Origin of the sequence: Mesorhizobium sp. M0174 (assembly GCF_040322275.1) — a bacterium.
Taxonomy (GTDB): Bacteria; Pseudomonadota; Alphaproteobacteria; order Rhizobiales; family Rhizobiaceae; genus Mesorhizobium.
The window spans coordinates 248,241-273,972 of record NZ_JAMYTB010000006.1; the positions used below are offsets into that span (position 1 = coordinate 248,241).

A 25,732-nucleotide genomic window follows, 5' to 3' on the forward strand; every position below is an offset into this window, starting at 1 on the left:
TATTGATCGATACATAATTCAGTTGACGTGGTTCAGCAAGGCTGGCAGATATTTATGTATCAATCACTACAAAATGGAGAAGCAGATGTCATCCAGAAGCTTGAACGGCAAGGCCGCCCTCGTCACCGGCGGCAGCCGCGGCATTGGTGCGGCGATCGCAAGAAGGCTCGCGGCCGACGGCGCAGGCGTGGCGATCACCTATGTGAATGGTGAGGAAAGGGCACTCGCGGTGGTCAGGGAAATCGAGGCGGCCGGCGGCCGGGGCTTTGCCATCAAGGCCGACAATCGCGATGCTGCGGCGATCGAGGCGGCAGTCGATGAGGCAGCAAAAGCCTTCGGACGGCTCGACATCCTCGTCAACAGCGCCGGCATCTGGCGCGCTGCGCCGATCGATGCTCTGTCGCTTGCCGACTTCGATGAGACGATGGCGGTCAACCTCAGGGCCCCGTTCGTCGCCGTCAAGGCGGCAGCAGCACATATGGGCGAGGGTGGCCGGATCATCTCGATCGGCAGCAATCTGGCCGAGCGTGCCACCGACGCCGGCCTGAGCGCTTATTCGGCCAGCAAGGCTGCCTTGGTTGGCCTGACCAAGGCCTTTGCCCGCGATCTCGGTCCGCGCGGCATCACCGCCAATGTCGTCCATCCGGGGTCGACCGATACCGACATGAATCCGGCAGCCGGCCCGCACGCCGAGCATCAGCGCCAGAAGATGGCGATGCCTCGCTTCGGAACGGCCGACGAGATCGCCGGCATGGTCGCCTGGCTTGCCGGTCCCGAAGGACGCTTCGTGACAGGCGCGGCATTGATCATCGACGGCGGCGCAAACGCGTGAGACTTGGTCATTGGACGGTTGCCGTTCTGGCCGAGGACGGCGACGGATTCGCTTGACCCGTCACGACCTTGTGAAACCGTTCTGCAACAGACGTTCCGAAATTTATGGAAGCTTAACGAAATCAGTATGAATCAGTGTAGTCACGCCTTACATCCGCCATGGGGTGGGCGAGACCGTGAAAGCGGTGCGGAACGGGATCCGGTTCAACCGGAGCGGGTGATCCATGAAACTCCTTGGAAACAAAGCAACCGTGCTGCCGTTCGCGGTGGCCGCGGCAATGCTGGCCTTCGGGACGCCGCAGGTTGAAGCGCAAGGGTTCTTCGACATGCTTTTCGGCGGCGGCGTCAAACACGCACCGCCGAAAGGTAACTTTCCGCCGCCACCGTCAAAATACAAGCCCAAGGCGCCAGCCGCTTCCGGTGGGGGTGGTGGTGCGCAAATCAGCAGCCCGTCCTATTACACCTACAAGAGCGATCCGCTGGTGCGCGTCGATTTTTCGGCACTGTCGGCAGCGCCTGAACCGGCAACGCCTCAGGATGCTGCATTCGAGCCGACGGCCACCGGGGCTGCATTCCGCGAAGCCATTGCCGGGCTCGACGGCTATGATCTCTACGCCGAGAAGGACATCGCCAAGGCGCTGATCGCGTACTACTCAGCCAATCCGGATTTCCTCTGGGTGACGGGAACCAGTCCCAACAGCCGTGCCGAGGATGCTGTGCGGGTGCTGGGCGAGGCCGCGAGCTACGGCCTGACGCCCGCCGACTACACCGTCGAAGTTCCGGCAGCAGGCGCATCGGCGGGCAATGCCGATGAGCGCCTGAAAGAGCTGGTTCGCTTTGAGATGGCGATGTCGGCCCGTGTCCTGCGCTACGCCCGCGACGCACAAAGCGGCCGCGTCGATCCCAACCGCATCACCGGCTACTACGATTTTCCGCCGAAGCCGCTCGACATGGAAGGGGTACTGAAGACGCTGGCCCATACCCAGCAAGTGCGCACTTATCTCGAATCACGGCATCCACAGAATTCCGAGTATCAGGCGCTGCGCGTCGAACTGGAATCGCTACAGGCCAGCGCCGAGGACGAGATCGTCGTCGATCCCAATCTGCTGTTGAAACCGGGGCAGACCAGCCCCGAGCTGCCGAAGCTTTTGACAAGGATCGCGCGCAATCTCGATGACGAGATGGGCGGTGCCTATGGCGAGGTGCTGGCGAGGCTCGCCACCAGCGAGGTCTACGATCCGGAGCTGGTGCCGGTGATCAAGGCGGTGCAGAAACGGGCCGGCATGAAAGGCGACGGCGTCATCGGCCCGCGTACCGTTGCATCGTTGGCCGGAACGTCCAAGGCCGACAAAATTCAGAAAGTTCGGGTTGCGCTCGAAGAGTTGCGCTGGCTGCCTTCCGACCTCGGCAGCCCGCGCGTCTTCATCAACCAGCCGGCTTTTACCGCGAGCTATATCGACGACGGCGAGGAAAAGCTGAAGACCCGCGCCGTGGTCGGCAGGCCCACCAACCAGACTGCTTTCTTCTATGATCAGATCGAGCAGGTCGACTTTCATCCCTATTGGGGCGTGCCGCAGTCGATCCTGGTCAACGAGATGTTGCCGCGGCTGCGGCGCGATCCTGGCTATCTCGACCGCGCCGGCTATGAGGTGGTCAATGCCCGCGGCAAGCGCATTCCCTCATCCTCAGTCGATTGGGGTGCCTATGGCGCAAAGATACCCTACGGCGTGCGCCAGTTGCCGAGCGAGGCCAATGCGCTGGGCGAGCTGAAGATACTGTTTCCCAACAAGCACGCCATCTACATGCACGACACACCACAGAAGTCATTTTTCCAGCGCGACATGCGCGCGCTCAGCCATGGTTGCGTTCGCTTGCAGGATCCGCGCGGCATGGCGGCTGCCGTGCTCGGTACCTCGGTCGACTACATCGAGGACAGACTGAAACACGGACATTCGACCGAGGACGTGACACGCAAGATCCCGGTCTATGTCGCCTATTTCACCGCATGGCCGGACCTGTCCGGTACCGTCGAATATTTCAATGACGTCTACGGCCGCGACACAAGGCTGCAGCAGGCGCTCGACAGCACGGAAGCGGTGCGTTCGCCGGCCAGCTGAGAGATACGGTTCTAGCGCTGAAACAGTGGGCGCCGGAAACCCGCATCGCGTCCGGCGATGAGCCAGTAGACCAAGCCCGCGACAACGCCTGCCGCGGCAATGATGCCGATATCGGCCCAGCGCTCCGGGTTCGTGTCGTCCGGTACACTGGGCCAGATCAAGGCGAAGCCGCCAACCGCGGCCGCCGCGCCGAAGACCATGTGCAGCCAAAAACTGCGCAGCGAGAAAAACTCGGCAATCAGTGCGAAGATCAGCGTCTGCAGGCCGGTTATCACAATCGTCAGAAAATAGATGAACATGCCGAGCGGCGGCAACAGCAGCACCGCAACGGGGGTGACACCCATGACGTCGAAATAATTCGGCGCATTTGGCAGCGAACTCAGCCCGCCATAGATCGCCGCCACCGCGATCAGCCCAACCAGTACCGCTATGAAATAACCCGCGAGCACCATCAAAAAGCGTTTCAATACGTGCTTTACCGTCGCCATGCCCACCCCCGCGCGCAATGATAGCACCCAGTCAGCCATCAAAGTCATATCTACGCAAGGGTGTGCCGAAGGCCGCGGGCCTTCGAGGAGCGGCATTTTTTAGAATCTGGACCGTTGGCGGCCAGCCTCATTTCGGCGCGGCTGTCACCGGATCATAGGTGATTTCAACTTTCGCCTTGTCGTTCGTGTAATAAATGACGGTGTAGGCGCCGCTGTCCCAATCGATTTCCTTGATGTAGCGGAAGTCGTCGCGCTGCTCGACCTTGGCGATGATTTCCGACAGCTTCTTGGCATTCTGCGGCGGCACCGGATTTTCGTCCGCGGCAAAGGCCGATCCGCCGACAAGCAGCACGGCGGCCGCCAAAACAAGTCTGGACATGGCTTTCCCTCACATTGCGATGAGCAGAAACTCATCTACATACGGGTTTGTTCCCGGACTCGGGCTTGCGGATCGTCCAGACCGGCAATTGTGCTAAGCGTAAGTGTGCCTGTCAGTCTTATAGCTTGCGGAAAAGCGCACGGAAAACCAATGCGATCATGCGCTGGTTCTCGATCACGGCAGCCTTCCCCGTCGGTGATGGCTAAGTGCCGAAAAGATGGTGGGCGATGCAGGGATTGAACCTGCGACCCCACCCGTGTGAAGGGTGTGCTCTCCCGCTGAGCTAATCGCCCGCTCGTTGCCCGAAGGCCAAGCGCGCCGCGATATAAGGGAGGCCGGCCTGCGAAGTCAACCACTTGTCGGCCGTCATCTGGCCGTCTGGACTATGACCGGCTTCAGCCTTCTGCCGCGGCCATCAGCACTTGTACCAGATCGAGCGTTAACGAATCGAAATGCGAGATCACCGCCGACGGTTCGAACTCCCGCACATGACGATCGGTGTAGCCGAAATCGACTGCCACTACCGGAATGCCGGCGGCCTTTGCCGTGTCGATGTCGGTCTGCGAATCACCGACCATCAGTGCACGGTGCGGATCGCCGCCGGCACGCGCGATGGTCTGCGTGAGATGGCGCGGGTCGGGCTTGCGGAACGGAAAACTGTCCTGGCCGCAGATCGCCGCGAAATGCCTGGTCATACCGAGCGCCTCGATCAGCGCCACCGAATTGGCCTCATATTTATTGGTGCAGATGGCCAGCAGGTAACCGGCTGCCTCGAACCGTGCGATCGCCTCGGGAACGCCCGGGTAGGGGCGCGATTTGCCGGGAATGTTAACGGTGTAATGGTCCAGAAACAGCTTTAGCAGGCGATCGTGCTCCTCCACGGCCAGCGACCTGTGTTGCGCTGCATGGGCGCGCTCGATCATCACACGGCCGCCATGGCCGACGAAACGCTTGAAGCCGGCTTCGTCGACGGCCGCGAGCTGGCTGGCGGCAAGGCTGTGGTTGAGACTGTCGAGCAGGTCCGGCGCCGTGTCGATCAGCGTCCCGTCGAGGTCGAACACGATGGTCGGTCGGGTCATGGCCTGTCCTGTGACGATTCGATTGCCGGCAGGCGATAACCGCTGCGGCCCGTTCAGGCAAGCCGGCTTATCCACCGCGGGCAAGGTCCTTTGACCAGCTCGGCAAAAATGCTACGAGCGCCGAAACAAATCTTGGGGCCCGGCATGGATGCGAGGCAATTGAAGGTTGAGGCCGCGCGGACAGCGCTGGCCCATGTGACGGATGGCATGCGGCTCGGCATCGGCACCGGCACGACAGCGGATGAGTTCGTGCGGCTGCTCGCCGACAAGGTCGCCACCGGCCTGACTGTCATCGGCGTGCCGACCTCGGAGCGCACCGCCGTCCTTTGCACCGAGCTTGGTGTGCCGCTGTCGACCCTCGAGGAAACACCGGAGCTCGACCTCACCATCGACGGCGCCGACGAGATCGATCCGGCGCTGACATTGGTCAAGGGCGGCGGTGGCGCGCTGCTGCGCGAAAAGATTGTCGCGGCGGCCTCCGCCCGCATGATCGTCATCGCGGACAGCTCCAAGATGGTCGAGATGATCGGCCGCTTTCCGCTGCCCATCGAAGTCAACCGGTTTGGCCTGCGCGCCACCGAAATTGCGGTTGGCGTGGCGGCTGCAAACCTGGGCCTTTCCGGCCCTGTTACATTGAGGATGACGGGGACCCAGCCATTTGTTACAGACGGCGGCCATTTTATCCTCGATGCATCTTTTGGCCGCATTCCGGATACAAGAGCGCTTTCGAATGCTCTCCACTCCATTCCCGGCGTGGTCGAGCACGGTCTTTTCATCGGGCTGGCGACAACGGCCATCATAGCCGGCGGCGACGGCATCCAAACCGTCCATGCCGCCCGAAAACCAAGGAGTTTTACCGATCATGATGTTGCATAACCGGGTTGGCCGCTTTTTTGCCATTCTGGCGGCCTCGGCCGTTTTCGCGTTTTCGTCGCCGGCGTTTTCGCAGGACGTCACTGATGCGCATCTGAAGGCGGCGCGTGCCGCGGTCGCGGCGATCCATGCGACGGATACGTTCGACAACATCCTGCCGCAAGCGGCCGCGGCGCTCGAGCAGCAGCTGATCCAGAAGAACCCGGACATGCAGGAACTGATCGCCAAGACGATCAACGAGAAGGCGATGGCCTTGGCATCGCGCCGCGCCGACCTGGAAAAGGAAGCAGCGCTTGCCTATGCAAAGGTGTTCTCGGAAAAGGAACTCAATGAAATCGCCGCCTTCTACAATTCCGAGTCCGGCAAGAAGCTGCTCGACAACGGCCCGATCGTGACGCGCGAACTGGTGAAGGCTGCCGAGATCTGGCAGAACGGCTTGGCTCGCGATCTCGCCCAGCAGGTCGGCGAGACCCTGGGTGCAGCGGCGAATGCCAAGGCGCAGGCTGCACCTGCCGAGGGTGCCGCCCCGGCAGACGGCGCTGCTCCCGCGGACGCCACGCCGAATTGATCAAGGACTTCCGAGTGGCCTGACCGCCACTGGACCAGAAAGCCCGGCAAGTCCGGGCTTTTCTTTTGGTGGCTGGCAGCCTACCTGTCTCGTTGTTTGAGGGGCAGGAGCTGGACCATGGCCGGTTACGACTACGATCTTTTCGTCATCGGCGGCGGCTCCGGCGGGGTGAGGGCGGCGCGCGTCGCGGCTCTACTCGGCAAGCGTATCGGCATTGCCGAGGAATTTCGTTACGGCGGCACCTGCGTGATCCGCGGCTGCGTGCCGAAGAAGCTTTATGTCTACGCCTCGCAATTCCCCGAGCATTTCGCCGACGCTGCCGGTTTTGGCTGGACGGTGCCTGAGGCGCATTTCGACTGGCAGAAGCTGGTCGCCAACAAGGACCGCGAAATCAGCCGGCTGGAGGCCGTCTACAAGAAGAACGTGCAGGGCGCCGGCGGTGAGGTCTTTCATTCGCGCGCCACCCTGGTCGATCCGCATGTGGTGCATCTTCTCGGTGAGGATCGCACCGTTACCGCCGACCAGATCCTGATCGCTACCGGCGGGCGCCCGGCGCCGCATCCGGCATTGCCCGGCCATGAGCACTGCATCTTTTCCAACGAAGCCTTCGACCTCAAGGAGCTGCCGAAGGCAATCATGATCGAGGGCGGCGGCTATATCGCCGTCGAATTCGCCAATATCTTTCATGGGCTGGGCGTCGACACGACTCTGGTCTATCGCGGCAAGGAGATACTCAGCCGCTTCGACATGGACCTCAGACGCATGCTGCACGAGACGATGGAAAAGAAGGGGATAAAAATCCTCTGCCACGCCGTGTCCGAGTGGGTCAGGAAGCGCCCTGACGGCCGGCTCGACGCGCTTGTCACCGGCGGCACCGTGCTGACGGTCGACCAGGTCATGCTCGCCATCGGCCGCATTCCCAATACCGAGAACATGGGGCTGGAAGGCGTCGGCATCGAGATGACCAAAACCGGGGCAATCCAGGTCGACGAATACTCCCGCACGAACATCGACAACATCTGGGCGATCGGTGACGTCACCCACCGCGTGCAATTGACGCCGGTGGCGATCCACGAGGCGATGTGCTTCGTCGAGACCGCCTTCAAGGACAATCCGATGGCGCCCGACCATGACACGATCGCTACCGCAGTCTTTTCACAGCCCGAGATCGGCACGGTCGGCCTGTCGGAGGATGAGGCGGCAAAGCGCTTTTCGGATCTTGAAATCTACCGCGCCACCTTCCGGCCGATGCGGCACACGCTTTCCGGCCGCGATGAAAAGATGCTGATGAAGCTGGTCGTCGACGGCGCGTCGAAAAGAGTCCTCGGCGCCCATATCCTCGGGCCGGACGCCGGCGAAATGGCGCAGCTTCTCGGCATACCGCTGAAGGCCGGGCTGACCAAAGATGATTTCGATCGCACCATGGCGGTGCATCCGACCGCGGCGGAAGAACTCGTCACCATGTACAAACCGACTTACCGGGTGAGAGATGGTGAGCGCGTCTGACGCGACGACGACCCATCGCGGCAACGAGATTGCCGCGATGGAAGTGCGTGATCTTACAGCAATGTTCCGCGCAGGATTACCAGCGCCACAGAAAAATAGATCACCAGCCCGGTGACGTCGACCAGCGTGGCGACGAACGGGGCCGATGCGCTGGCCGGGTCGAAGCCGATGCGCTTCAGGGCGAACGGCAACATCGATCCAGACAGCGAGCCGAAAGTGACGATGCCAACCAGCGTGGCGCCGATCGTCATTGCGATCAGCGGCCAGTGCGGGCCGTAGTCGTAGAAGCCGAAATATTGCCAGAGCGCGATGCGGCCGACGCCGACTACGCCAAGGATCGAGCCAAGCACCAGGCCGGTGGGCAGCTCCCGCAGGGCCACCCGCCACCAGTCGCCAAGGCCGATCTCGCGCAGCGCCAGGGCTCGGATGACGAGCGAGGTCGCCTGCGAGCCGGAATTGCCGCCGGAGCTCATGATCAATGGAATGAACAGGGTCAGCACGATCGCCTTTTCCAGCTCGCCCTCGTAGCTCTGCATCGCATTGGCGGTCAGCATCTCGCTGATAAACAGCGCACACAGCCACCCGGCGCGCTTCTGGATCATCGCCAGAAAACCCATCTTCATATAGGGCTCGTCGAGAGCCTCCATGCCGCCGAAACGATGCACGTCCTCGGTCGTTTCCGAGATCATCGTATCGATAATGTCGTCGATGGTGACGATGCCGAGAAGCTTGCCGTTGTCCACGACCGGGACGGCGAGCAGATCATATTTGGAGATCAACTGAGCAACCTTTTCACTATCGGTCAGCGGTGAAACAGTGATAGGCGCACGATCCGGCGCTATTGCCATGATCAGTTCGTCGGGTTCGCCAGCGATCAGTCGACGCAGGCTGGTCGAGCGCAACAGGACCTGCGTTTGCGGATCGACGATGTAGATCGCGTAGACGGTTTCGCGCGTCCGCTCGACCTTGCGAATGTAATCCAGCGTGCGGGCAACGCTCCAGTCCGGCGGCACGCTGACATATTCAGTCGTCATGAGCGAGGCGGCGCTGCCCTCGGGGTAGCCGAGAATAGCAAGCAGCGTCGCGCGCAGCGGTGGCGCCAGGCCGCCGAGCAGCTCGGAACGAGCCGGTTCGTTCAGATCGCGCAGTATGTCGGCGGCGCGGTCGACCGACATGGCGGCAAGCAGTCTGCCTGCCTTGATGCGGGGTAGTGCCTCGACGAGTTCGGATGCGCCGTTGAGCTTCGGCTGGTCGAAGATCTCGACCAGCCGCTCGAACGGCACTTCGCAAAGCAGCTCCGATGCCGTCTCGCGGGGCTCCTGGTTCAGCGCCTCGACCATGTCGGCGACGTGTTCGTTGGCAAGTACGCGGGCGATGGCGACGGCGTCGCCGCCCGCAACGGGGGAAAACTCGTTCATGGCTCACTCCTTGCCGTCCGGCAGGACGTGAGCCTGTCAGATCACGTCAAGCGGACGGCGGTTGCGTTCGACTGTGACTGTCGCCAGGCATGGCGCGGTGACCTTTCTGCTCGCGAGTTCGGATTGAGATTCTGCAAGCCGGCGCAACATAGGAGCGCGCCTTGCCAAGTCAATCGCGAGAGCGGGTTAAAACGGCGGCAAACCGACTGGATCGCGAGACTGTGATCGGGCTACGTGGCAGGCTGGCTGGATGCTGGCAACGGTGCCGCAGCTATCTCTGCTTAAGCCGGCGGGGAAAGCGCAGCCACTTGTCCTCGGCCGGCCGCGTCGGCTGCGTGAGGATGGTGGTGAGCTCGACCGGCAAGCTCGGAACCAGCGGCTTCTTGGTGGCGACGCCGTCGGCGATCGCAACGACGCTGTGGTAGAATTCGGTGCCCGCGAGCGATCTCGGCGGCGTCGCCTCATGCATGATCGAGATCACAGTTGCATCAGGGCAATTGTCCTTGATCGCCTGGTGGAAGGCGATCCGTCCATCGGGATCGAGAGCGCCAGTGGCTTCATCGAGGAACAGCAATCCCGGCTGCTGCAGCACGATACGGGCGACAACCAGCTTCTGTTTCTGCCCACCCGAGAGAACCTGATCCCAGATCTTTCCTTCACGGCTCTCATCGGCCAAATGCTCGATGAAATCGCCGAGGCCGGCCTTGTGCAGGGCGGATGCGACCTGCACGTCGGGATAATCATGCTCGGAACCCGGCAGGCAGACCAATTGCTTCAGCGAAACCTGCTGCAGCTTCACCTCCTGGGCGGCGTAGAAACTCCTGACCCCTTCCGGGAAGACGATGGTGCCGCGGCCATAGGGCCAAAGGCCGTTGATCGCCTTGATCAGCGAGGTCTTGCCGCAACCGGATTCGCCCTTCAGGAAAGTCCATTCGCCACGCCGGAAGCGCAAGTTCGCGGCACTCAGGAAGGGCGTTGCGTCCTCGCCCTGATGCGCCAGCTCTAGTTTCTGGATGGTCAGGCCGAAAACAGGGTTTTGGCGGTCGTAGCGAAAATCGGAGCGGCCGGTCTGCTGATAAAATTCCTGCGGGTGCTGAACGTTTTCGATCGCGTTTGCGAGTTCGGTGACGCGCTGGCTGTTGGCCCGCAGCGCGGCGATGGCAGGCATGACATGGATGAACCACGAGCATTGACTGATCAGCGAGTTGACCATCTCGGAGCCGGTTATGTAGCCCTTGAGATCGAACCCGTTATGGATGAAGGGAACCAAGCCTGGCCCGTAGGCGACAATGCGGGCACCGATGAAATTGTAGATCAGCTCGAACGAATTGTAGCCTGTGTTGACGATGTTCAGCCGCGCCCAGGTGCGGTCGATGTCGACATAGCGCTGGCTGTGCACTGCCTTCTGCACGTTCTCGCCTTGCGATGCGGCGACATGAAAACTGCGGCGCAGAAAGGTGATCAGCTCGCCGCGATAGCTGCCTTCGGCTTGCTGCATCCTGACATTGAGCCGTTCCAGCAGCCTGCCCAGCTTGACGGCGATCCAGGTGTTCAACGGCACGTAGGTGGCGACTGCCAGAAAGGCGAGGACGGCGCTGCCATAGCTGCCGAGGAACTCCAGCCCTTTGACCTCCGCCGAGTGTGCAAGCAGTTGCTGGCCGACGAAATACAATGAAGTAGCAACGGCCAAAACCCCCATCGCGAGGCCGATGGCGCCGCCCGTCATATCCTTGATCGATTCCTGGATGCGCTGGTCGATATTGTCGGGAGCGGCGGCACCTGACGAGCCATGCTGAGCGTGGAAATGGGTGTGATTGGAATCAAGCAGGGCTTCGTTGAACTGGCTGTCCAGCCAGCCGCGCCACTTGCGATGCAACGTTGCGGATACCAGGCTGCGGATACCGGTAAAACCCGCATCCTTGAGCAAGACCAGGAGGACAAGTATCCCGGCATTGGCCAGCAGTGTCTGAAGCGGGGTGGTGTTCGCGGCATCATGGAAAAAGGCGATCGAGTTGACCAGCTCTCCGGATGCTACGGCAAACCACACGCCTGACTTGCTGGAGAGCGCGGTGAGCAGCGCGATCACCAGCGTCAAGGTCCAGGCTTCCACCCACTTGTCCGAAAACCAGTAGGCCCGCATCAGGCCCCAGAAGCTGCGCATCGACGATACGGGCGTAAGGGGCGACTGCCTTGCGGCACCGCGGAGCCATTTTTCCGATATTGAATGTCGCGTTGGTCTATCGACCCGAATCACTATCCCGCCCAAACGATTTTTCTTTTATTACGGACAGTAACACCAATTGATCATTTTCCATTAGCTTTTCACCAGCCGCGGGTGGCTTAACTCGCCGGCCGTTGCAGTGGAGCAACAGAGTGGATGATCACGGGGCTGTGCCGTCGGAATTCTAGGCGCTTGATATCAATGCAATTTCAATATGTTACTTGCCTGCACCGGAGAAAGTAGGGACCTTCCCTTGGGGAAGGCCCTCACACAGCTTTGTGAACGTAGAAGCGCCGTCCAGCGGTCGATCTTCACAGCCTGAACCGATCTTCAGCGCGCCCTTACGGCCAGGTCCGACCTCGTTGGCGGCCAGAACGCGACCTGTATGATTCGTGGGTGAAGCCGCCTTGTCGGGAGAGCCCGTAATCAGCCAAGCAACGACGTTGCCCCTACGTCCAGGATGCGGACCGACATGGATTCCGACACAGATCACGAACCCGGGCGAGCAAGGCCTACGGCAACAGCTGGAGCAAGGGGCTGTTTTCCTGCCAGTCCTCCACCAAGGGATTGACCTGCACCGCCAAGCATGGCCATGGCTTTTTCGTCAGCAAGGCGAAGGTGACGGTGAAATAGTCGAAAATAGCCCAGCTCAGTTCGCCGTCTCCAGTTCGCCGCGTGCCTTGGCCGCAGCCACCTGGCGCAGCGCATCGGCAAGCGTATCGGCGTCCTGGGCGCCCATCACCGCATATTTGCCTTCAAGCAGAAAGCACGGCACGCCCGATATGCCCATGCGCGAAGCAGTGGCGATTTCGGTGCGCACCGCCTCTACATCGGCGTCCGTCGACAGAAGCGTTTCGACGACGGAGGCATCCATGCCGGCCTCGCGGGCGGCTTCGATCAGCACGGCATGATCGCCGAGATTGGCGCCTTCTTCGAAATTCAGCTGGAACAGCCGGCGCACCAGCCGGTTCTGAACGGCCTCGCCGGCCGTCCCGGCCCAGCGAATGAGCCGGTGCGCATCCAGCGTATTGGGCGCGACCTTGATGGCGTCGAAGGCAAAGGAAATCCCCTCAGCCTCGCCCAACGGCTCGATCCGGGCATGGATCTCGCGGATGCGTTGCTCGCTGCCGAATTTCGCTACCATGTAGTCGCGGCGGTTCTTGCCTTCGGGCGGAATCGTCGGGTCGAGCTGGAAGGGCCGCCAACGTATGTGAACGTCGATGTCGACTGCGGCAATCGCCTTGTCGAGCCGTTTCTGGCCGATAAAGCACCAGGGGCACACGACATCGGAGACCACATCGACGGTAATCGAGTTCTCGTCGTTCATCTTGATCTCCTGTTCTGAAGAGGTCACTTCGGTTTGCGCCACCAGGTCGGCAACTGATAACCGTATATGGGCGTCTTTTGCGGATGTTCCAGATAGTTCCAATAAGCAAGCCATTGCCGGTTGTTGTGCTGGGTCGGCACCATGTAATTGCCTGAGATCAGCAGCCGGTCGAGGACCCGGACAGCAGCGACATAGTCCCCCTTCGAGCGAGCTCTCAACATCGCATCGATCGCCGCGTCCACTGCGGGGTCGGCGACACCCGCTAGGTTGAACGAGCCTTCGGCCTTGGCGGCGGCGGATCCCCAGCGCCCGGCTTGCTCGATACCGGGCGACAGTGAGTTGTTGAAACCGGTCGAGCCGACCAGCACCTCGAAATCGAAACGCTGCTTGCGCGACTGGATCTGATCGCCGTCGAGGCTGCGGATGCCGACATCGATGCCGAGCTTCTCAAGCGTGCGCTGATAGATAGCGGCAAGTCGCTCTTCGTCCTGCGAGGCGGTCAGGATCTCGAAACCGAACGGCTTTCGCTGGGGATCGAGCATCGCGCCGTGCTGCACCGTATAGCCCGCGCTCTTCAGCAGCTCGAATGCCGCCTTCAGCACCTTGCGGTCCTGGCCGGAGCCATCGGTAACGGGCGGCCTGTAGGTGCCGTCCATGACATCTGCGGGCACGCGGCCGGGGTAGGGGGCCAGCAGGGCCTTTTCCTTTTCGCTGGCCGGGTGGCCGAGCGCGGACAGCTCGGAATTCTGCCAAAAGCTCATCGTGCGCGTGTATTTGCCGCCGAACAGATTCTTGTTGGCCCATTCGAAATCGTAGAGCATGCCGAGCGCGCGCCGCACGACCGGATTGGAAAATTTCGGCAGCCGCGTGTTGAACAGGAAACCGTTGACCACCGGCGGAATGCCGGTATCGAAAGTTTCGGCGATGACCTCGCCCCTGTGGAAGGCCGGAAAGTCGAGATCGCGCTCGCGTTTGACTGGGTCGCTGTCGTCGTCGATGGCGCAGATGCCTTTCTTGAACGCTTCCTGCTTGGCGTTGGCGTTGAGGAAATACTCGATGGTGATCTGGTCGTAATTGTCGAAGCCGCGCTTGGACGGCACGTCCTTGCCCCAATAGTGCGGATTGCGCTTGAACACGATGCGCTGGCCGGGCGCGACTTGCGCCACCATGTAAGGCCCGCTGCCGATCACCGGCTTCAGCGTCGTCCTGTCGAAAGTGTCCTTGTTGAACGCGTGTTTCGGGATGATCGGCGTCAGCGCAATGATTAGGGGAAATTCGCGGTCCGCCTTTTCGTTGAAGGTGAAGCGCACACTGCGGTCGCCGGTCTTTTCGAGCTTGGCGATCGCTTTCATTCGCTGGCTGTAAGGTGGCCGACCCTTCTCGGTGAAGACATCATAGGTGAACAACACGTCTTCCGGCGTCACCGGCTCGCCGTCCGACCATTTGGCCCTGGGATCGAGGTGGAATTCGATGCTCTTGCGCTCGGGATCCATGTCGGCGGTATCGGCGAGCAGGCCGTAGAGACTGAAGGCCTCGTCGTAGTTGCGCTGCATCAACGGCTCGAAGACAAGATTGCCAAAAGCTTGATCCATCATGCCGCGCGCGGTGGTGCGCAGACTTCTCAGGATGAACGGATTGAGATTGTCGAAGCTGCCGACGACACAATAGGTAATGCTGCCGCCTTTCGGCGCGTCGGGATTGACGTAGTTGAAATGATCATAGTCGGCCGGCAGCGCCGGCTCGCCCTGCATGGCAAGCGCGTGCTTCGGTTCCGACAGGGCCGGCTGCAGGGAAAGGCCGACAAACAAGATTGTGGCGATCAGCCAAACGACAACGCGGCCCATGACCGTCTCCTTCCCGATTCGATGCGCAGCATACATGAGCCGGTCGTGCACCGGCCAATCCCTCGACCCAGTCCCTCGGCCAAGATTCGCGCGGCCCGGGCTGGATTCGGCGTCGCTTGCAGTGTAACACGCCGTCCGAAGTCATTCTGTTGCCTCATTTCGGCAACAGGTAGCTGGACCACACGGCATGAAAAAAGCCGGTCCCGGGATCATTTGAGAGGAATGCACGACATGACGAGCCTGAACAGCAACGCGTACCGCCTGTCGGTCATGGCCGCTGGCGTGGTCGGCATTCTGGGCGCCGGCATTCCCGCTGCTGTCGCGCAGCAGCAACAGCAGATTCCGCAAGGCTGGTTCAAGGCCTGCACCAAGCAGGAAGATGTCGACATTTGCAACGTCCAGAACATCACCACCGCCGGCAATGGTCAGCTCATCACCGGCGTCAGCCTGATCGAATTGAAGGGCAAGGTGAACCGCAAGGTGTTCCAGGTGACGGTTCCGACTGGCCGTCTGGTTCCTCCCGGCATCGGCCTCCAGATCGACGCCGGCAAGGCGCAGAAGCTCGAGTACGTGATCTGTTTCCCGGATCGCTGCGTGGCGGAAGTGCCGCTGACCGATCAGCTCGTCGCGTCCTTCAAGAAAGGTTCGAACCTGACGCTGACCTCGGTCAATTTCCAGAACCAGCCGAACCCGATCAAGATCGCGCTGACCGGCTTCAGCGGCGCCTTCGACGGCCCGCCGCTGCAACAGTCGGACATCGAGGACCGACAGAAGAAGCTCCAGGAGTTCGTCGCCAAGAACAATCAGGATTTTGCCAAGAAGCTCAAGGAAGAGCAGGAAAAGGCGAAGGCCGCCAACTGATCGACGGGTTTTCGAACAAAACAAAAAGCGGGGTTCATGCCCCGCTTTTTTATTGAATCGGCTGATTATCGGGTCAAGACTTGTCTCAAGCCTGTCCGAGCCCAGCCAGATCCCGACTAAGTCAATGTCTCAATTGGTGCTTCGGCTCGTAGCGCCCGTCCGGCTTCTTGTCGAACATTTCACCAATCTGCGGATGCCGAACCGGTTCGCCCGACCGGTCCTCGAGTAAATTCTGCTCGGACACATAGGCGATGTATTCCGTCTCCGAATTCTCGGCGAGCAGATGATAGAAGGGCTGGTCCTTGCGCGGCCGCACGTCAGCGGGGATCGCCTCGTACCATTCGTCGGTATTGGCGAATTGCGGATCGACGTCGAAAATGACGCCGCGGAACGGAAACAGCCGGTGGCGAACCACCTGTCCGATCGAGAATTTGGCTGTCTTCATCGCACTCACCACTTGAACTTCTTGAACGCCACGCATCCTGGAACACGCAACGAAACGCTCCAGGACTTTAGATTCTTACACACCGGTCAGGCAAAGATCGGCCCAGGCCTTACGGTCGATATCGTCATTATTTGGCGCAGACGCCGCGTCAATTCAATCCCGATCAACTTGATGCCGGGTTGAGCATCACAAGATGCGGATCAAGGGCGGCGCCACGATCGCTATCGCGCGGCCGCTTTTCGCAATCCGCCAAAAAACGCCGCAAAACCGCTGCCGGGTCGAAGACCCTCGCGCATGAAAAACGCCCGCAACGGCGCAAACCCCTCAAGCGCGCCAAGACCAGCACTGCGCATCAGCTGGGCCGGCAGCATGTCGGAAAGCAACGACATGTTCAGCAGGTTGACCGCGCTGCTGCGCGCCAGAATGTCCGGCCGCCGCTTGAAATCATAGGCTGCAAGCGCCTGGGCGGCGCCCGGGTCCGAGCGGTTTCTGCTTGCGGTACCAATCAGGTCGTCAATGTCCCGGATGCCGAGATTAAGCCCTTGCGCGCCGATTGGGGGAAACACGTGGGCGGCTTCACCGACAAGTGCCACGCGGCGATGCGCAAACCGCCACGGGCTCACCGCTGAAAGTGGGTAGACCTGCCGGCCGGGCTCAACCGACACGCGGCCCAGCATCGATTGCATCCGCTGTTCGACCCGCGTCGAAAGCTCGGCCTCGTCGAGTGCTGCAAGATCCTTGGCGATTTCGGGTTCGAGCACCCAGACAAGGCTGGACCGGTTGCCGGGCAGGGGAACCTGTGTGAACGGACCGGTCTCGGTGTGGAATTCGGTCGAGGTGAATGCATGGTCGCTGCGGTGACCGAAATTGAGCACCAGCGCCGCCTGCGGAAAGGATCGGACCGAGGTCCGGATGCCGGCTGCCTCGCGGGCCGGCGATTGACGGCCATCGGCGGCAACTGCCAACGATGCCTCGATCTCGCTACCGTCGGCGAGAACGGCATGTGCATGGTCGGCATCGAGGCGCCATGCCTCCACCATCGACTTTCGCCATTCGATGCCCGAATGCGCGACAGCCTCGGCTAGCGTGCGGTTGAGAACGCTGTTGGGCAAGTTCAGCCCGAATTGCTCTTCGTTGATCTCGCTGGCGCGAAAGGTCACTGTCGGGCTGCGGATCAGCCGGTTGGTTGCGTCAACGATACGCATCACCTTGAGCGGCGCTGCGTGCGGCCTGATTCCGTCGAAGATCCCTAGCCGTTCGAACATCTTTAGGGCAGGGTTCATCAAGGCTGTCGTCCGGCCGTCGGGGCCGGCAGCGTCGGGTCCGACGAGCGTCACGGGAAAGCCCGCCTCGGCAAAGCCAAGCGCCGCGATCAGCCCCGCAGGGCCGCTGCCGGCGACCAGTATCCGTGCTGTTTCCCGATGGTTCAAATTCGGCTTCCGGATTGCGAGGTGAGGCCTGTCCGACCTGCTGGTCCATATAGGTCAGGTGATGCGGCTTGATCAACGCGGCGATTCGGCCCATTCGGTTGCCATGACCGGCCAACAAGACGATTTCAGCCACCTCGACGGTACCGGCCGCGCGATGGCGAGCGTTGCGCGCAGCCCTCGACTGACCGTGAGCGTTGTTGCCGGCATGGGCATCGCCCTTGCCTGGCTCCTTCTCGGCGTAATGGCAGTTCGGGGGGCGGCAAGCCGGCTCCCGGGCGCTGATGTACCGGGCGACGCCGTGCTGGAATACCTGCCGCTACTGCCGTTGCCGGATTTCCTTGCGCGTTTCTTCGCCCTCTGCCTTGCGCCGGCGCCGCTTCGCGCAAGCCTAGGCGCGCAAGGCGGGGCACTCACCGCGATGTGGCTGTTGATGGCCATCGCGACCATGCTGCCCTCCGCGGCGCCGATGATCCGCACCTATTGCGAGATCGCGGATACCGCCCGGATCAAGAGGGAGCCGGCCGTCCATCCGCTGATCCTGGTCGCTGGATATTTGAGCGTCTGGCTTGTCGCCTCGGCAATGTTCGCTGCCCTGACGCTCGCAATCCATGCATTCGCCTCATCCGGGCAGATGCTCGATCCACTGGTTGGAATTGCCGGGGCAGCCGCGCTGTCGATCGCTGGTCTCTATCAGTTCAGCTCGCTGAAGGAAGTCTGTCTGGACAAGTGCAGAAATCCGTTCTCGGTCCTGTTCGCCAACTGGAGCGCCAGGCCCATTCGTATTTTGCGGCTAGGCATGAAGCAGGGCCTGTGGTGCCTTGGATGCTGCTGGGCGCTGATGCTGGTAATGTTTGCCGTCGGTGTGATGAACGTGTTCTGGATGGCGCTGATCGGCTTGTTCAGCCTGGTCGAAAAACAGACGGCAGGCAATCTGCCGCCGCGGCTGGCCGGTGCGATACTGCTTGTCTGGGCAGCAGCGCTACTAGTAGTCTCGACATGAGGGGGACAATTCGATGACAGACCAAAGCTGGGCAATGAAGGGAGAACTCGTCCTCTCCTGCAATTGCACGGTTTTTTGCCCTTGCGTTCTGTCGCTCGGCAACCATTCGCCTACGGAAGGCTATTGCCAAACCTGGGCGGGGTTCCGTATCGATGCCGGCCATTTCGGCGAGGTCGACCTGTCCGGTCTCAATCTTGGGCTGATCATGGAAATCCCCGGCTATATGAGCCGCGGCAATTGGACGGCCGGCCTTTTCATCGACAAGCGCGCCTCCGTTTACGCTGTGAAGGGACTGACGAAGATAGTCACCGGCAGGGCCGGTGGAACCACATCGCTGCTTTCCATCCTGGTCGGACAGGTCCTCGGCGTCGAGCAGGTGCCGATCACCTATGAGACGCGTGAGAAAACACGCATCTTCCAGATACCGAAGCTCATCGATGGTGCGGTGACGCCGATCACCGGCAAGGATCGCGACAAGGATACGGTCATCAGCAATTCGGAATACTGGATTGCGCCGGAAATCATCGTCGCCAAATCCGACAAGAGCAAAATGCGGGCCTTTGGCCGCAACTGGAACTTTGCCGGCCGTTCGGCCGAAATCTGCAAGCTGGACTGGCGGGGCCCGTGAGCAAGAAGACGACGGCCAGGAAAATCGCCGACCGGATTCCGCGGCCGAAGAAGAAAGTCACCTGGCCGCAGGCGCGGGCGTTCTCGGTCCATCTCTTGACCGCGTCGGGCTCATTCCTGGCGTTTCTGTCGCTAGTGGCAGCAAGCGAGCAGCGCTGGACGGCGATGTTCTGGTGGCTGGGGCTGGCGCTTTTCGTCGACGGCATCGACGGGCCGATCGCCAGGAAGCTCGATGTCAAGGAAATCCTGCCGACTTGGTCGGGCGAACTGCTCGACAACATCATCGACTACGTGACCTACGTGTTGATTCCGGCCTTCGCGCTCTATCAGCGCGGCTTCATGGGCGAGCGCCTGTCGTTCCTGTCGGCGGCGATCATCGTGGTGTCGAGCGCAATCTACTATGCCGATACCGGCATGAAGACGAAGGAAAATTTCTTCAAAGGCTTTCCGGTCGTCTGGAACATGGTGGTGTTCACGCTGTTCGTCATCGAGCCCGGACAATGGGTTTCTTTCGCCGTGGTCGTGGTGGCCGGCATTCTCACCTTCGTGCCGATCAATTTCATCCATCCGGTGCGGGTGAAGCGGTTGCGGCCAATCAATCTCGGCATGACGCTGCTTTGGTGCGCTTTCGGCGCGCTGGCGCTGGCGCAGGCCGCACTTGCCTCCTTCTACGACCAGATCGGCGTGCTGGGCGAGCAGGTCAGCGATTTCATCAAGATCGGGATTACGGTCACCGGGCTTTACCTCGCTTGCATCGGCGCTATCATGCAGTTCTTCCCAAATCTCGGCGCCAAGCCCGATAAGAAAGCCTGATCCCAAGAGAGCCAGAAAATGTCCAAAGCGATCCGCATCCATGCCCATGGCGGCCCGGAGGTCCTGACCTATGAGGATGCCGATCCCGGGCAGCCGGGCTCGGGACAGATCCTGGTCAAGCATACCGCGATCGGTCTCAATTTCATCGACGTGTATTATCGCTCTGGCCTTTATCCGCCGCAGGGCGGATTTCCGCTGATCCCCGGCGGCGAGGCGGCCGGCGTGGTCTTGGATGTCGGCTCGGATGTCGACTGGCTCAAACCCGGCGATCGCATCGCCTACGCCGTGACGACCGGCGCCTATGCCGGGCAGCGCGTGATCGCCGCCGACCGCGTGGTGAAGGTGCCGGACGGCATCAGTGACGAACAGGCCGCAGCCATGATGCTAAAGGGCATGACCGCCGAATATCTGTTGCGCCGTACATTCAAGGTGAAAGCCGGCGACACGATCCTGTTTCATGCGGCGGCCGGCGGTGTCGGGCTGATCCTCGGCCAATGGGCCAAGCATCTTGGCGCGACAGTGATCGGCACGGCGAGTTCCACCGACAAGATCGAGCTCGCCAAGGCGCATGGCTTCGACCACGTGATCAACTATCGCGAACAGGATTTCGTGGCCGGCGTTGCCGCTATCACCGGTGGCGAGAAATGCGACGTTGTCTACGATTCAGTCGGCAACGACACATTTCCAGCCTCGCTCGATTGCCTGCGGCCGCTCGGCACTTTCGTCAGCTTCGGTCAATCGTCTGGGCCGATCCCGCCCTTCAGCATCTCGTTGCTGGCGCAGAAGGGCTCGCTGTTCGCAACGCGGCCGACACTGTTCGTCTATAATGCCAGGCGCGAAGACCTCGAGGTTTCCGCCGCTGCCTTGTTCGACGTGGTGCTCAGCGGCGCCGTCAAGATCAAGATAAACCAGCGTTACGCGCTCAGCGAGGCCGGCAAAGCGCATTCCGATCTCGAAGGGCGCCGGACCACCGGGACAACAATACTTATCCCTTAGGTGCCCGCCGTTTCGGGCCGCCGACGCCGCCGTTCTTGCGAACTGCTTTTTACCGCTTGAGTTTCCGCTGAAATTCTTGAAGCTCTTTCAAGTCGTGAGGCGCTTACCGTAGAGAGCAGCCCGCGCATACGATGCTTGCGGGAACACAGAACATGTCTGGCAAACCAGATGGAGGCACCGTGAGTGCAGATCAGGACGGCGCAAACCTGCTTGAGGTTCGCGGCCTCACAAAGATATTCGGCACGTTGACGGCGTGCGACCATGTCGATCTCAACATCGCCAAGGGCGAGATCCATGCGTTGCTTGGCGAGAACGGCGCCGGCAAGTCGACCTTGGTGAAAATGCTGTTTGGATCGCTGGAACCGAATTCCGGCGAGATTTTCTGGAATGGCCAGGCGGTCAGGATCACCAGCCCCGGCACCGCAAAAAAGCTCGGCATCGGCATGGTTTTCCAGCATTTTTCCCTGTTCGAAGCGCTGACGGCGGCGGAGAACATCGCGCTGTCGCTGGATGACGGCTCGCCGATCAGCACGATCGCGGCCAAGGCGAGGGCGCTCTCCTACAGTTACGGCCTGCCTCTCGATCCGCTATCGCTGGTCGGTGATCTGTCGGTCGGCGAGCGCCAGCGTATCGAAATCATCCGCTGCCTTCTCCAGACGCCGCAACTCATCATCCTCGACGAGCCGACTTCGGTGCTGACGCCGCAGGAGGCCGATAAGTTGTTCGAGACGCTCGAACGGCTGCGTTCGGAAGGAAAGTCCATCCTCTACATTTCGCACCGGCTGGAAGAAGTCAAACGCATCTGCGACCGCGCCACCGTGCTGCGTCATGGCAAGGTGGTCGGCCATTGCAATCCGCGCCAGGAAACCGCGTCTTCGTTGGCGCGGATGATGGTCGGCAACGAGGTGCAGGCCGTGGTGCGGGCACCGGCCGAAGGTATCGAGACCGCGCCGGTGCTGCTTCAAATCCGCGAACTCACCCGCAAGCCGGCGACCCCGTTCTCGATCCCGCTCAGGAACATCAATCTTGAAGTCCGGGCCGGCGAGGTGATCGGCATTGCCGGTGTGGCCGGCAACGGCCAGGGTGAATTCTTCGAATCCGTTTCCGGCGAGGTGCTGCAGGAGGATACCGGCTCGGTCCGCATCCGCGGCAAGGATGCCGGCGGCCTCGCCATCACCGGCAGGCGCCTGATGGGCGCTGCCTTCGTTCCGGAAGAGCGGCTCGGCCACGGCGCAGCACCGCGCATGAAGCTTTCGGAAAACCTGCTTCTGTCGCGCCACGCCACCGACGGCAAGATGTTTGTCGGCGCCGGTGGAATGGTCAAGAGCGATGCGATCTATACCGCTGCTCAACGCATCATAAAGGCAATGGACGTGCGCAAGAGCGCGCCGGACCCAGAGGCTGCGGCCCTTTCGGGCGGCAATCTGCAGAAATTCATCGTCGGCCGCGAACTCGACCGCCGGCCAAGCGTCTTGGTGGTCAATCAGCCGACCTGGGGGGTCGATGCGGGTGCGGCGGCCCACATCCGCCAGGCGCTGATCGAACTGGCGCGCAGCGGCTCGGCGGTGCTGGTGATCAGCCAGGACCTCGACGAGCTGTTCGAGATTTCCGATGCGATCACGGTCATGCACAATGGCGAACTGTCGAAGCCGCTGCCGATAGCTGAAGCGACATTCGAGAAAATCGGGCTGCTGATGGGCGGCGCCGAACCCGGTCATGCCGAACATACGCTGGAGACGGCTTGATGCGCCTCGAACTTGTAAAACGCCCGCAGCGCTCGATGCTGTTTTCGGCACTCTCGCCTTTCATCGCTTTCGTTTTGACGATCATAGCCGGTGCCATCATGTTCGCGCTGCTCGGCGTCAACCCGTTGACTGCGTTCCGCATCTACTTCATCGAACCGATCAGCCAGGTCTGGCAGTTGCATGAGCTGGCGATCAAGGCCGCCCCCCTGATCCTGATCGCGGTCGGACTGTCGGTCTGCTACAAGGCCAACATCTGGAACATCGGCGCCGAAGGTCAGTTCATCCTGGGCGGCATTGTCGGCTCGATCTTCCCTGTGCTGTTTCCGCAGTTCGAAGGCCCATTGGTGCTGCCGCTGATGCTTCTTTTCGGCATGGTCGGTGGGGCTGCCTATGCTGCAATCCCGGCACTGCTGAAGACGCGCTTCAACACCAACGAGATCCTGACCAGCCTGATGCTGGTCTATGTCGCCCAGCTCTTCCTGGATTGGCTCGTACGCGGGCCGTGGCGCGATCCGCAGGGCCACGGTTTCCCGCAAACCATCCAGTTCAACGACTCGGCCATACTGCCGGAACTCCTCCCGGAATCCGGCCGGGCAAACTGGGGATTTGTCTTCGCGTTGGTCGCGGCGATACTGATCTGGATCCTGATGAGCCGTATGCTGAAAGGCTTCGAGGTCCGCGTGCTCGGCTCAAGCCCGAGGGCAGGGCGCTTCGCCGGGTTTGGCCTTAACCGTATGGTCTTCTTTGCCTTCCTGCTGTCGGGCGCACTGGCCGGACTTGCCGGGATTTCGGAGGTCTCGGGAGCCATCGGACAATTGCAGCCGGTGATTTCGCCCGGCTACGGATTTACCGCTATCATCGTGGCATTCCTCGGCCGGCTCAATCCGCTCGGCATCGTCGCCGCAGGCCTTGTGCTGGCGCTGACTTATCTGGGCGGCGAGGCAGTGCAAAGCGCGCTCGGCATCTCCGACAAGGTGGCGCGCGTGTTCCAGGGCATGCTTTTGTTCTTCGTGCTCGGCTGCGACACGCTCATCCATTACCGCATTCGCCTGATCGGCTTTTCCGCGCCGAAGCTCGAGGCAGCGCCGAAGCTGGAGGGAGCCCGCTGATGGACGTCACCGTCAACATCCTCTTGACGATCGCGACGGCGGCGACGCCGCTGCTGATCGCGGCGATCGGCGAACTGGTGGTCGAACGTTCGGGTGTGCTCAATCTCGGCGTCGAAGGAATGATGATCATGGGTGCCGTCGGCGGTTTCGGCGCCGGCTATCTCACCGGCTCGCCTTGGATAGGGCTGTTGGCGGCAATCACCATGGGGGCAGTGTTCTCGCTTCTGTTCGCCGTCATGACGCTGTCGCTGGCCACCAACCAGGTGGCAACCGGCCTGTCGCTGACACTGCTCGGCCTCGGGCTTTCCGGCATGATGGGGACGAATTTTGTCGGCCAGCCTGGCGAGAGGCTGCCAAACCTCGACATTCCCGGCCTGACCGCAATCCCGGTCGTCGGCAGGCTGCTGTTCGGCCAGGATCCAATCTTCTACATCTCGATCGCGCTGACCGCTGCCGTGATGTGGTTCCTGTTCAGAACCCGCACCGGGCTCACGCTGCGCTCGATCGGCGACAGCCACGCATCGGCCCATGCGCTTGGTATCCATGTCATCCGCTATCGTTATCTCTCAGTGATTTTCGGCGGCGCTTGTGCCGGCCTAGCCGGCGGCCACCTATCGCTGGTCTACACGCCGCAATGGGTGGAGAACATGACCGCCGGCCGCGGCTGGATCGCGCTGGCTCTGGTCGTCTTCGCTTCCTGGCGGCCGTGGCGGGTGCTGGCTGGCGCCTATATTTTCGGCGCGGTCTGGATCGGCCAGCTTCATGCACAGGCATTCGGCATTCCGGTCCCCTCGCAACTGCTTTCTTCGCTGCCCTATCTGGCAACCGTCGTGGTTCTCGTTCTAATCTCACGCAACAAGCGTTTGACGATGATGAACACGCCGGCCTCCTTGGGCCAGCCATTCGTTCCGGATCGTTGACAACAAAAAGACGGAAGCTCCAAGGCTTAACTCAGAGAGGTAACAAAATGAAAAAACTGCTTATTGCCCTGCTGGCGACGACGGCCGCATTGTCGCTGGCGGCCTCAGCTGAGGCGACGGACAAGCTGAAGGCATGCTGGGTCTATACCGGCCCGATCGGCGATTTCGGCTACTCCTACCAGCACGACCAGGGCCGCCTCGAGGTGGAAAAGGCACTCGGCGACAAGGTCGAGACCGCCTATCTCGAAAACGTCTCCGAAGGCCCCGATGCCGACCGCGCCTTCGAGCGCCTGGCGCGCGAGGGATGCAAGATCATTTTCGGCACATCCTTCGGCTTCATGGACCCGGAAGTGAAGATCGCCAAAAAATTCCCCAAGGTGATGTTCGAGCACGCCACTGGCTACAAGACCGCCAAAAATCTCGGCATCTACAATGCGCGTTTCTATGAAGGCCGTTACGTACTTGGTCAGATCGCCGCCAAGCAATCGAAGTCGGGGGTCGCCGGCTACATCGTTTCTTTCCCGATCCCGGAAGTGGTGATGGGTATTAATTCCTTCATGCTAGGCGCACAGTCGATCAATCCGAACTTCAAAGCCAAAATCGTCTGGGTGAACTCCTGGTTCGATCCGGGCAAGGAAGCCGACGCCGCCAAGGCATTGTTCGACCAGGGCGCCGACATCATCGTCCAGCACACCGACTCGACCGCTGCGTTGCAGGTGGCGGAGGAGCGCAAGCTGCACGGCTTCGGCCAGTCCTCCGATATGATCAAGTTCGCACCGCACGCGCAGCTGACCGCACTGACCGACGAATGGGGCCCGTACTACATCAGCCGGGTCCAGGCGGCACTCGACGGCACCTGGAAGCCCGACAATGTATGGCTCGGCATCAAGGACGGCGCCGTCAAGCTGGCGCCGTTCACCAACATGCCCGACGACGTCAAGGCGATGGCCGAAGCCACCACCAAGAAGATCGCCGACGGCTGGAACCCCTTTACCGGGCCGATCGCCAAGCAGGACGGCACACCTTGGCTGAAGGAGGGCGAGGTCGCCGACGACGCCACGTTGCTCGGCATGAATTTCTACGTGAAGGGCGTCGACGACAAGCTGCCGCAGTAGGCAACCGGAAGCACACCGAA

At 61.3% G+C, this 25,732-nt stretch carries 23 protein-coding genes and 1 tRNA gene; 14 read left to right on the forward strand and 10 right to left on the reverse strand.

Annotated features, from left to right (window positions below; all coding sequences use genetic code 11):
• The first annotated feature begins 85 nt into the window (after positions 1-85).
• On the forward strand, positions 86-832 hold the full coding sequence (locus NKJ13_RS15360) for a 3-oxoacyl-ACP reductase family protein (protein WP_352689329.1): 747 nt from the start codon (positions 86-88) through the stop codon (positions 830-832).
• Positions 833-1,055: 223 nt separating this feature from the next.
• A complete protein-coding gene (locus NKJ13_RS15365) occupies positions 1,056-2,948 on the forward strand; it encodes a L,D-transpeptidase family protein (RefSeq protein ID WP_352689327.1) in 1,893 nt (630 codons plus the stop codon).
• An 11-nt stretch (positions 2,949-2,959) separates the two neighbouring features.
• On the opposite strand, the gene NKJ13_RS15370 is transcribed toward NKJ13_RS15365, so the two are convergent.
• The 4 genes from NKJ13_RS15370 to NKJ13_RS15385 all read right to left on the reverse strand — a co-directional run bounded on the left by NKJ13_RS15370 (position 2,960) and on the right by NKJ13_RS15385 (position 4,894).
• On the reverse strand, positions 2,960-3,436 hold the full coding sequence (locus NKJ13_RS15370; protein WP_352736659.1) for a hypothetical protein: 477 nt from the start codon (positions 3,434-3,436) through the stop codon (positions 2,960-2,962).
• A gap of 127 nt (positions 3,437-3,563) precedes the next feature.
• Positions 3,564-3,815 (reverse strand): PepSY domain-containing protein, encoded by a 252-nt coding sequence (locus NKJ13_RS15375; protein WP_254817240.1) that lies wholly within the window; start codon positions 3,813-3,815, stop codon positions 3,564-3,566.
• 218 nt (positions 3,816-4,033) lie between these two features.
• Positions 4,034-4,108 (reverse strand) — tRNA-Val (locus NKJ13_RS15380).
• A 102-nt stretch (positions 4,109-4,210) separates the two neighbouring features.
• Positions 4,211-4,894 (reverse strand): phosphoglycolate phosphatase, encoded by a 684-nt coding sequence (locus tag NKJ13_RS15385; RefSeq protein WP_352736478.1) that lies wholly within the window; start codon positions 4,892-4,894, stop codon positions 4,211-4,213.
• Positions 4,895-5,038: 144 nt separating this feature from the next.
• On the opposite strand from NKJ13_RS15385, the gene rpiA reads away from it, so the two are divergent.
• From rpiA to gor, 3 genes are all read left to right on the forward strand, one after another.
• Positions 5,039-5,770, forward strand: coding sequence for a ribose-5-phosphate isomerase RpiA (gene rpiA, locus NKJ13_RS15390; RefSeq protein ID WP_352736477.1), 732 nt, complete (start codon positions 5,039-5,041; stop codon positions 5,768-5,770).
• Positions 5,757-6,335 (forward strand): DUF2059 domain-containing protein, encoded by a 579-nt coding sequence (locus NKJ13_RS15395; protein WP_352508431.1) that lies wholly within the window; start codon positions 5,757-5,759, stop codon positions 6,333-6,335. The genes rpiA and NKJ13_RS15395 overlap by 14 nt, the downstream gene beginning before the upstream one ends.
• A gap of 117 nt (positions 6,336-6,452) precedes the next feature.
• Complete coding sequence (gor, locus tag NKJ13_RS15400; protein ID WP_352777873.1) at positions 6,453-7,841, forward strand: glutathione-disulfide reductase; 1,389 nt, start codon at positions 6,453-6,455, stop codon at positions 7,839-7,841.
• A gap of 53 nt (positions 7,842-7,894) precedes the next feature.
• Here the strand turns inward: gor and mgtE are convergent, their stop codons facing one another.
• The 4 genes from mgtE to NKJ13_RS15420 all read right to left on the reverse strand — a co-directional run bounded on the left by mgtE (position 7,895) and on the right by NKJ13_RS15420 (position 14,651).
• On the reverse strand, positions 7,895-9,259 hold the full coding sequence (gene mgtE / locus NKJ13_RS15405; RefSeq protein WP_352736473.1) for a magnesium transporter: 1,365 nt from the start codon (positions 9,257-9,259) through the stop codon (positions 7,895-7,897).
• A gap of 271 nt (positions 9,260-9,530) precedes the next feature.
• A complete protein-coding gene (locus NKJ13_RS15410; RefSeq protein ID WP_352478859.1) occupies positions 9,531-11,420 on the reverse strand; it encodes an ABC transporter ATP-binding protein/permease in 1,890 nt (629 codons plus the stop codon).
• A gap of 709 nt (positions 11,421-12,129) precedes the next feature.
• Entirely contained in the window at positions 12,130-12,807 is a 678-nt protein-coding gene (locus NKJ13_RS15415) for a DsbA family oxidoreductase (RefSeq protein WP_254817233.1), read from the reverse strand.
• A gap of 23 nt (positions 12,808-12,830) precedes the next feature.
• Positions 12,831-14,651 carry an extracellular solute-binding protein gene (locus tag NKJ13_RS15420; protein ID WP_352777875.1) on the reverse strand — a complete coding sequence of 607 codons (1,821 nt, stop codon included), beginning with the start codon at positions 14,649-14,651 and terminating at the stop codon, positions 12,831-12,833.
• Positions 14,652-14,882: 231 nt separating this feature from the next.
• Between NKJ13_RS15420 and NKJ13_RS15425 the strand changes: the two genes are divergently transcribed.
• Positions 14,883-15,512 (forward strand): invasion associated locus B family protein, encoded by a 630-nt coding sequence (locus tag NKJ13_RS15425; protein ID WP_352478856.1) that lies wholly within the window; start codon positions 14,883-14,885, stop codon positions 15,510-15,512.
• A gap of 121 nt (positions 15,513-15,633) precedes the next feature.
• On the opposite strand, the gene hspQ is transcribed toward NKJ13_RS15425, so the two are convergent.
• Both hspQ and NKJ13_RS15435 read right to left on the reverse strand, forming a co-directional pair.
• On the reverse strand, positions 15,634-15,957 hold the full coding sequence (hspQ, locus tag NKJ13_RS15430) for a heat shock protein HspQ (protein ID WP_023675043.1): 324 nt from the start codon (positions 15,955-15,957) through the stop codon (positions 15,634-15,636).
• 221 nt (positions 15,958-16,178) lie between these two features.
• Positions 16,179-17,387, reverse strand: a complete 1,209-nt coding sequence (locus NKJ13_RS15435; RefSeq protein ID WP_352508435.1) for a UbiH/UbiF family hydroxylase — start codon at positions 17,385-17,387, stop codon at positions 16,179-16,181.
• Between the two features lie 61 nt (positions 17,388-17,448).
• On the opposite strand from NKJ13_RS15435, the gene NKJ13_RS15440 reads away from it, so the two are divergent.
• The 8 genes from NKJ13_RS15440 (at position 17,449) to NKJ13_RS15475 (ending at position 25,712) form a co-directional block, all read left to right on the forward strand.
• The gene (locus NKJ13_RS15440) at positions 17,449-18,387 is read left to right on the forward strand and encodes a DUF2182 domain-containing protein (RefSeq protein ID WP_352777877.1); all 939 of its coding nucleotides are present in this window, start codon (positions 17,449-17,451) and stop codon (positions 18,385-18,387) included.
• Positions 18,388-18,400: 13 nt separating this feature from the next.
• Positions 18,401-19,015: a DUF1326 domain-containing protein gene (locus NKJ13_RS15445; protein ID WP_352736469.1), complete on the forward strand. Its 615-nt coding sequence runs from the start codon at positions 18,401-18,403 to the stop codon at positions 19,013-19,015.
• Between the two features lie 35 nt (positions 19,016-19,050).
• Complete coding sequence (gene pcsA / locus NKJ13_RS15450) at positions 19,051-19,827, forward strand: phosphatidylcholine synthase (protein ID WP_502893794.1); 777 nt, start codon at positions 19,051-19,053, stop codon at positions 19,825-19,827.
• 18 nt (positions 19,828-19,845) lie between these two features.
• Positions 19,846-20,823 carry a quinone oxidoreductase family protein gene (locus tag NKJ13_RS15455; protein ID WP_352736467.1) on the forward strand — a complete coding sequence of 326 codons (978 nt, stop codon included), beginning with the start codon at positions 19,846-19,848 and terminating at the stop codon, positions 20,821-20,823.
• A gap of 152 nt (positions 20,824-20,975) precedes the next feature.
• Positions 20,976-22,568: an ABC transporter ATP-binding protein gene (locus tag NKJ13_RS15460; protein WP_502896087.1), complete on the forward strand. Its 1,593-nt coding sequence runs from the start codon at positions 20,976-20,978 to the stop codon at positions 22,566-22,568.
• Positions 22,565-23,677: an ABC transporter permease gene (locus NKJ13_RS15465; protein WP_352478850.1), complete on the forward strand. Its 1,113-nt coding sequence runs from the start codon at positions 22,565-22,567 to the stop codon at positions 23,675-23,677. Before NKJ13_RS15460 ends, NKJ13_RS15465 begins: the two co-directional genes overlap by 4 nt.
• Complete coding sequence (locus tag NKJ13_RS15470; protein ID WP_352508440.1) at positions 23,677-24,597, forward strand: ABC transporter permease; 921 nt, start codon at positions 23,677-23,679, stop codon at positions 24,595-24,597. Before NKJ13_RS15465 ends, NKJ13_RS15470 begins: the two co-directional genes overlap by 1 nt.
• A 47-nt stretch (positions 24,598-24,644) precedes the next feature.
• Complete coding sequence (locus NKJ13_RS15475) at positions 24,645-25,712, forward strand: BMP family ABC transporter substrate-binding protein (protein ID WP_352736465.1); 1,068 nt, start codon at positions 24,645-24,647, stop codon at positions 25,710-25,712.
• Positions 25,713-25,732: the final 20 nt, after the last annotated feature.

Bases quoted from the DNA above. Each gene is read 5' to 3' on its own strand.
- NKJ13_RS15360 (WP_352689329.1), top strand. From the start codon at position 86: ATGTCATCCAGAAGCTTGAACGGCAAGGCCGCCCTCGTCACCGGCGGC.
- NKJ13_RS15365 (WP_352689327.1), top strand. From the start codon at position 1,056: ATGAAACTCCTTGGAAACAAAGCAACCGTGCTGCCGTTCGCGGTGGCC.
- NKJ13_RS15370 (WP_352736659.1), bottom strand. From the start codon at position 3,436: ATGGCGACGGTAAAGCACGTATTGAAACGCTTTTTGATGGTGCTCGCG.
- NKJ13_RS15375 (WP_254817240.1), bottom strand. From the start codon at position 3,815: ATGTCCAGACTTGTTTTGGCGGCCGCCGTGCTGCTTGTCGGCGGATCG.
- NKJ13_RS15385 (WP_352736478.1), bottom strand. From the start codon at position 4,894: ATGACCCGACCGACCATCGTGTTCGACCTCGACGGGACGCTGATCGAC.
- rpiA (WP_352736477.1), top strand. From the start codon at position 5,039: ATGGATGCGAGGCAATTGAAGGTTGAGGCCGCGCGGACAGCGCTGGCC.
- NKJ13_RS15395 (WP_352508431.1), top strand. From the start codon at position 5,757: ATGATGTTGCATAACCGGGTTGGCCGCTTTTTTGCCATTCTGGCGGCC.
- gor (WP_352777873.1), top strand. From the start codon at position 6,453: ATGGCCGGTTACGACTACGATCTTTTCGTCATCGGCGGCGGCTCCGGC.
- mgtE (WP_352736473.1), bottom strand. From the start codon at position 9,259: ATGAACGAGTTTTCCCCCGTTGCGGGCGGCGACGCCGTCGCCATCGCC.
- NKJ13_RS15410 (WP_352478859.1), bottom strand. From the start codon at position 11,420: ATGCGCAGCTTCTGGGGCCTGATGCGGGCCTACTGGTTTTCGGACAAG.
- NKJ13_RS15415 (WP_254817233.1), bottom strand. From the start codon at position 12,807: ATGAACGACGAGAACTCGATTACCGTCGATGTGGTCTCCGATGTCGTG.
- NKJ13_RS15420 (WP_352777875.1), bottom strand. From the start codon at position 14,651: ATGGGCCGCGTTGTCGTTTGGCTGATCGCCACAATCTTGTTTGTCGGC.
- NKJ13_RS15425 (WP_352478856.1), top strand. From the start codon at position 14,883: ATGACGAGCCTGAACAGCAACGCGTACCGCCTGTCGGTCATGGCCGCT.
- hspQ (WP_023675043.1), bottom strand. From the start codon at position 15,957: ATGAAGACAGCCAAATTCTCGATCGGACAGGTGGTTCGCCACCGGCTG.
- NKJ13_RS15440 (WP_352777877.1), top strand. From the start codon at position 17,449: ATGCGGCTTGATCAACGCGGCGATTCGGCCCATTCGGTTGCCATGACC.
- NKJ13_RS15445 (WP_352736469.1), top strand. From the start codon at position 18,401: ATGACAGACCAAAGCTGGGCAATGAAGGGAGAACTCGTCCTCTCCTGC.
- NKJ13_RS15455 (WP_352736467.1), top strand. From the start codon at position 19,846: ATGTCCAAAGCGATCCGCATCCATGCCCATGGCGGCCCGGAGGTCCTG.
- NKJ13_RS15460 (WP_502896087.1), top strand. From the start codon at position 20,976: ATGTCTGGCAAACCAGATGGAGGCACCGTGAGTGCAGATCAGGACGGC.
- NKJ13_RS15470 (WP_352508440.1), top strand. From the start codon at position 23,677: ATGGACGTCACCGTCAACATCCTCTTGACGATCGCGACGGCGGCGACG.
- NKJ13_RS15475 (WP_352736465.1), top strand. From the start codon at position 24,645: ATGAAAAAACTGCTTATTGCCCTGCTGGCGACGACGGCCGCATTGTCG.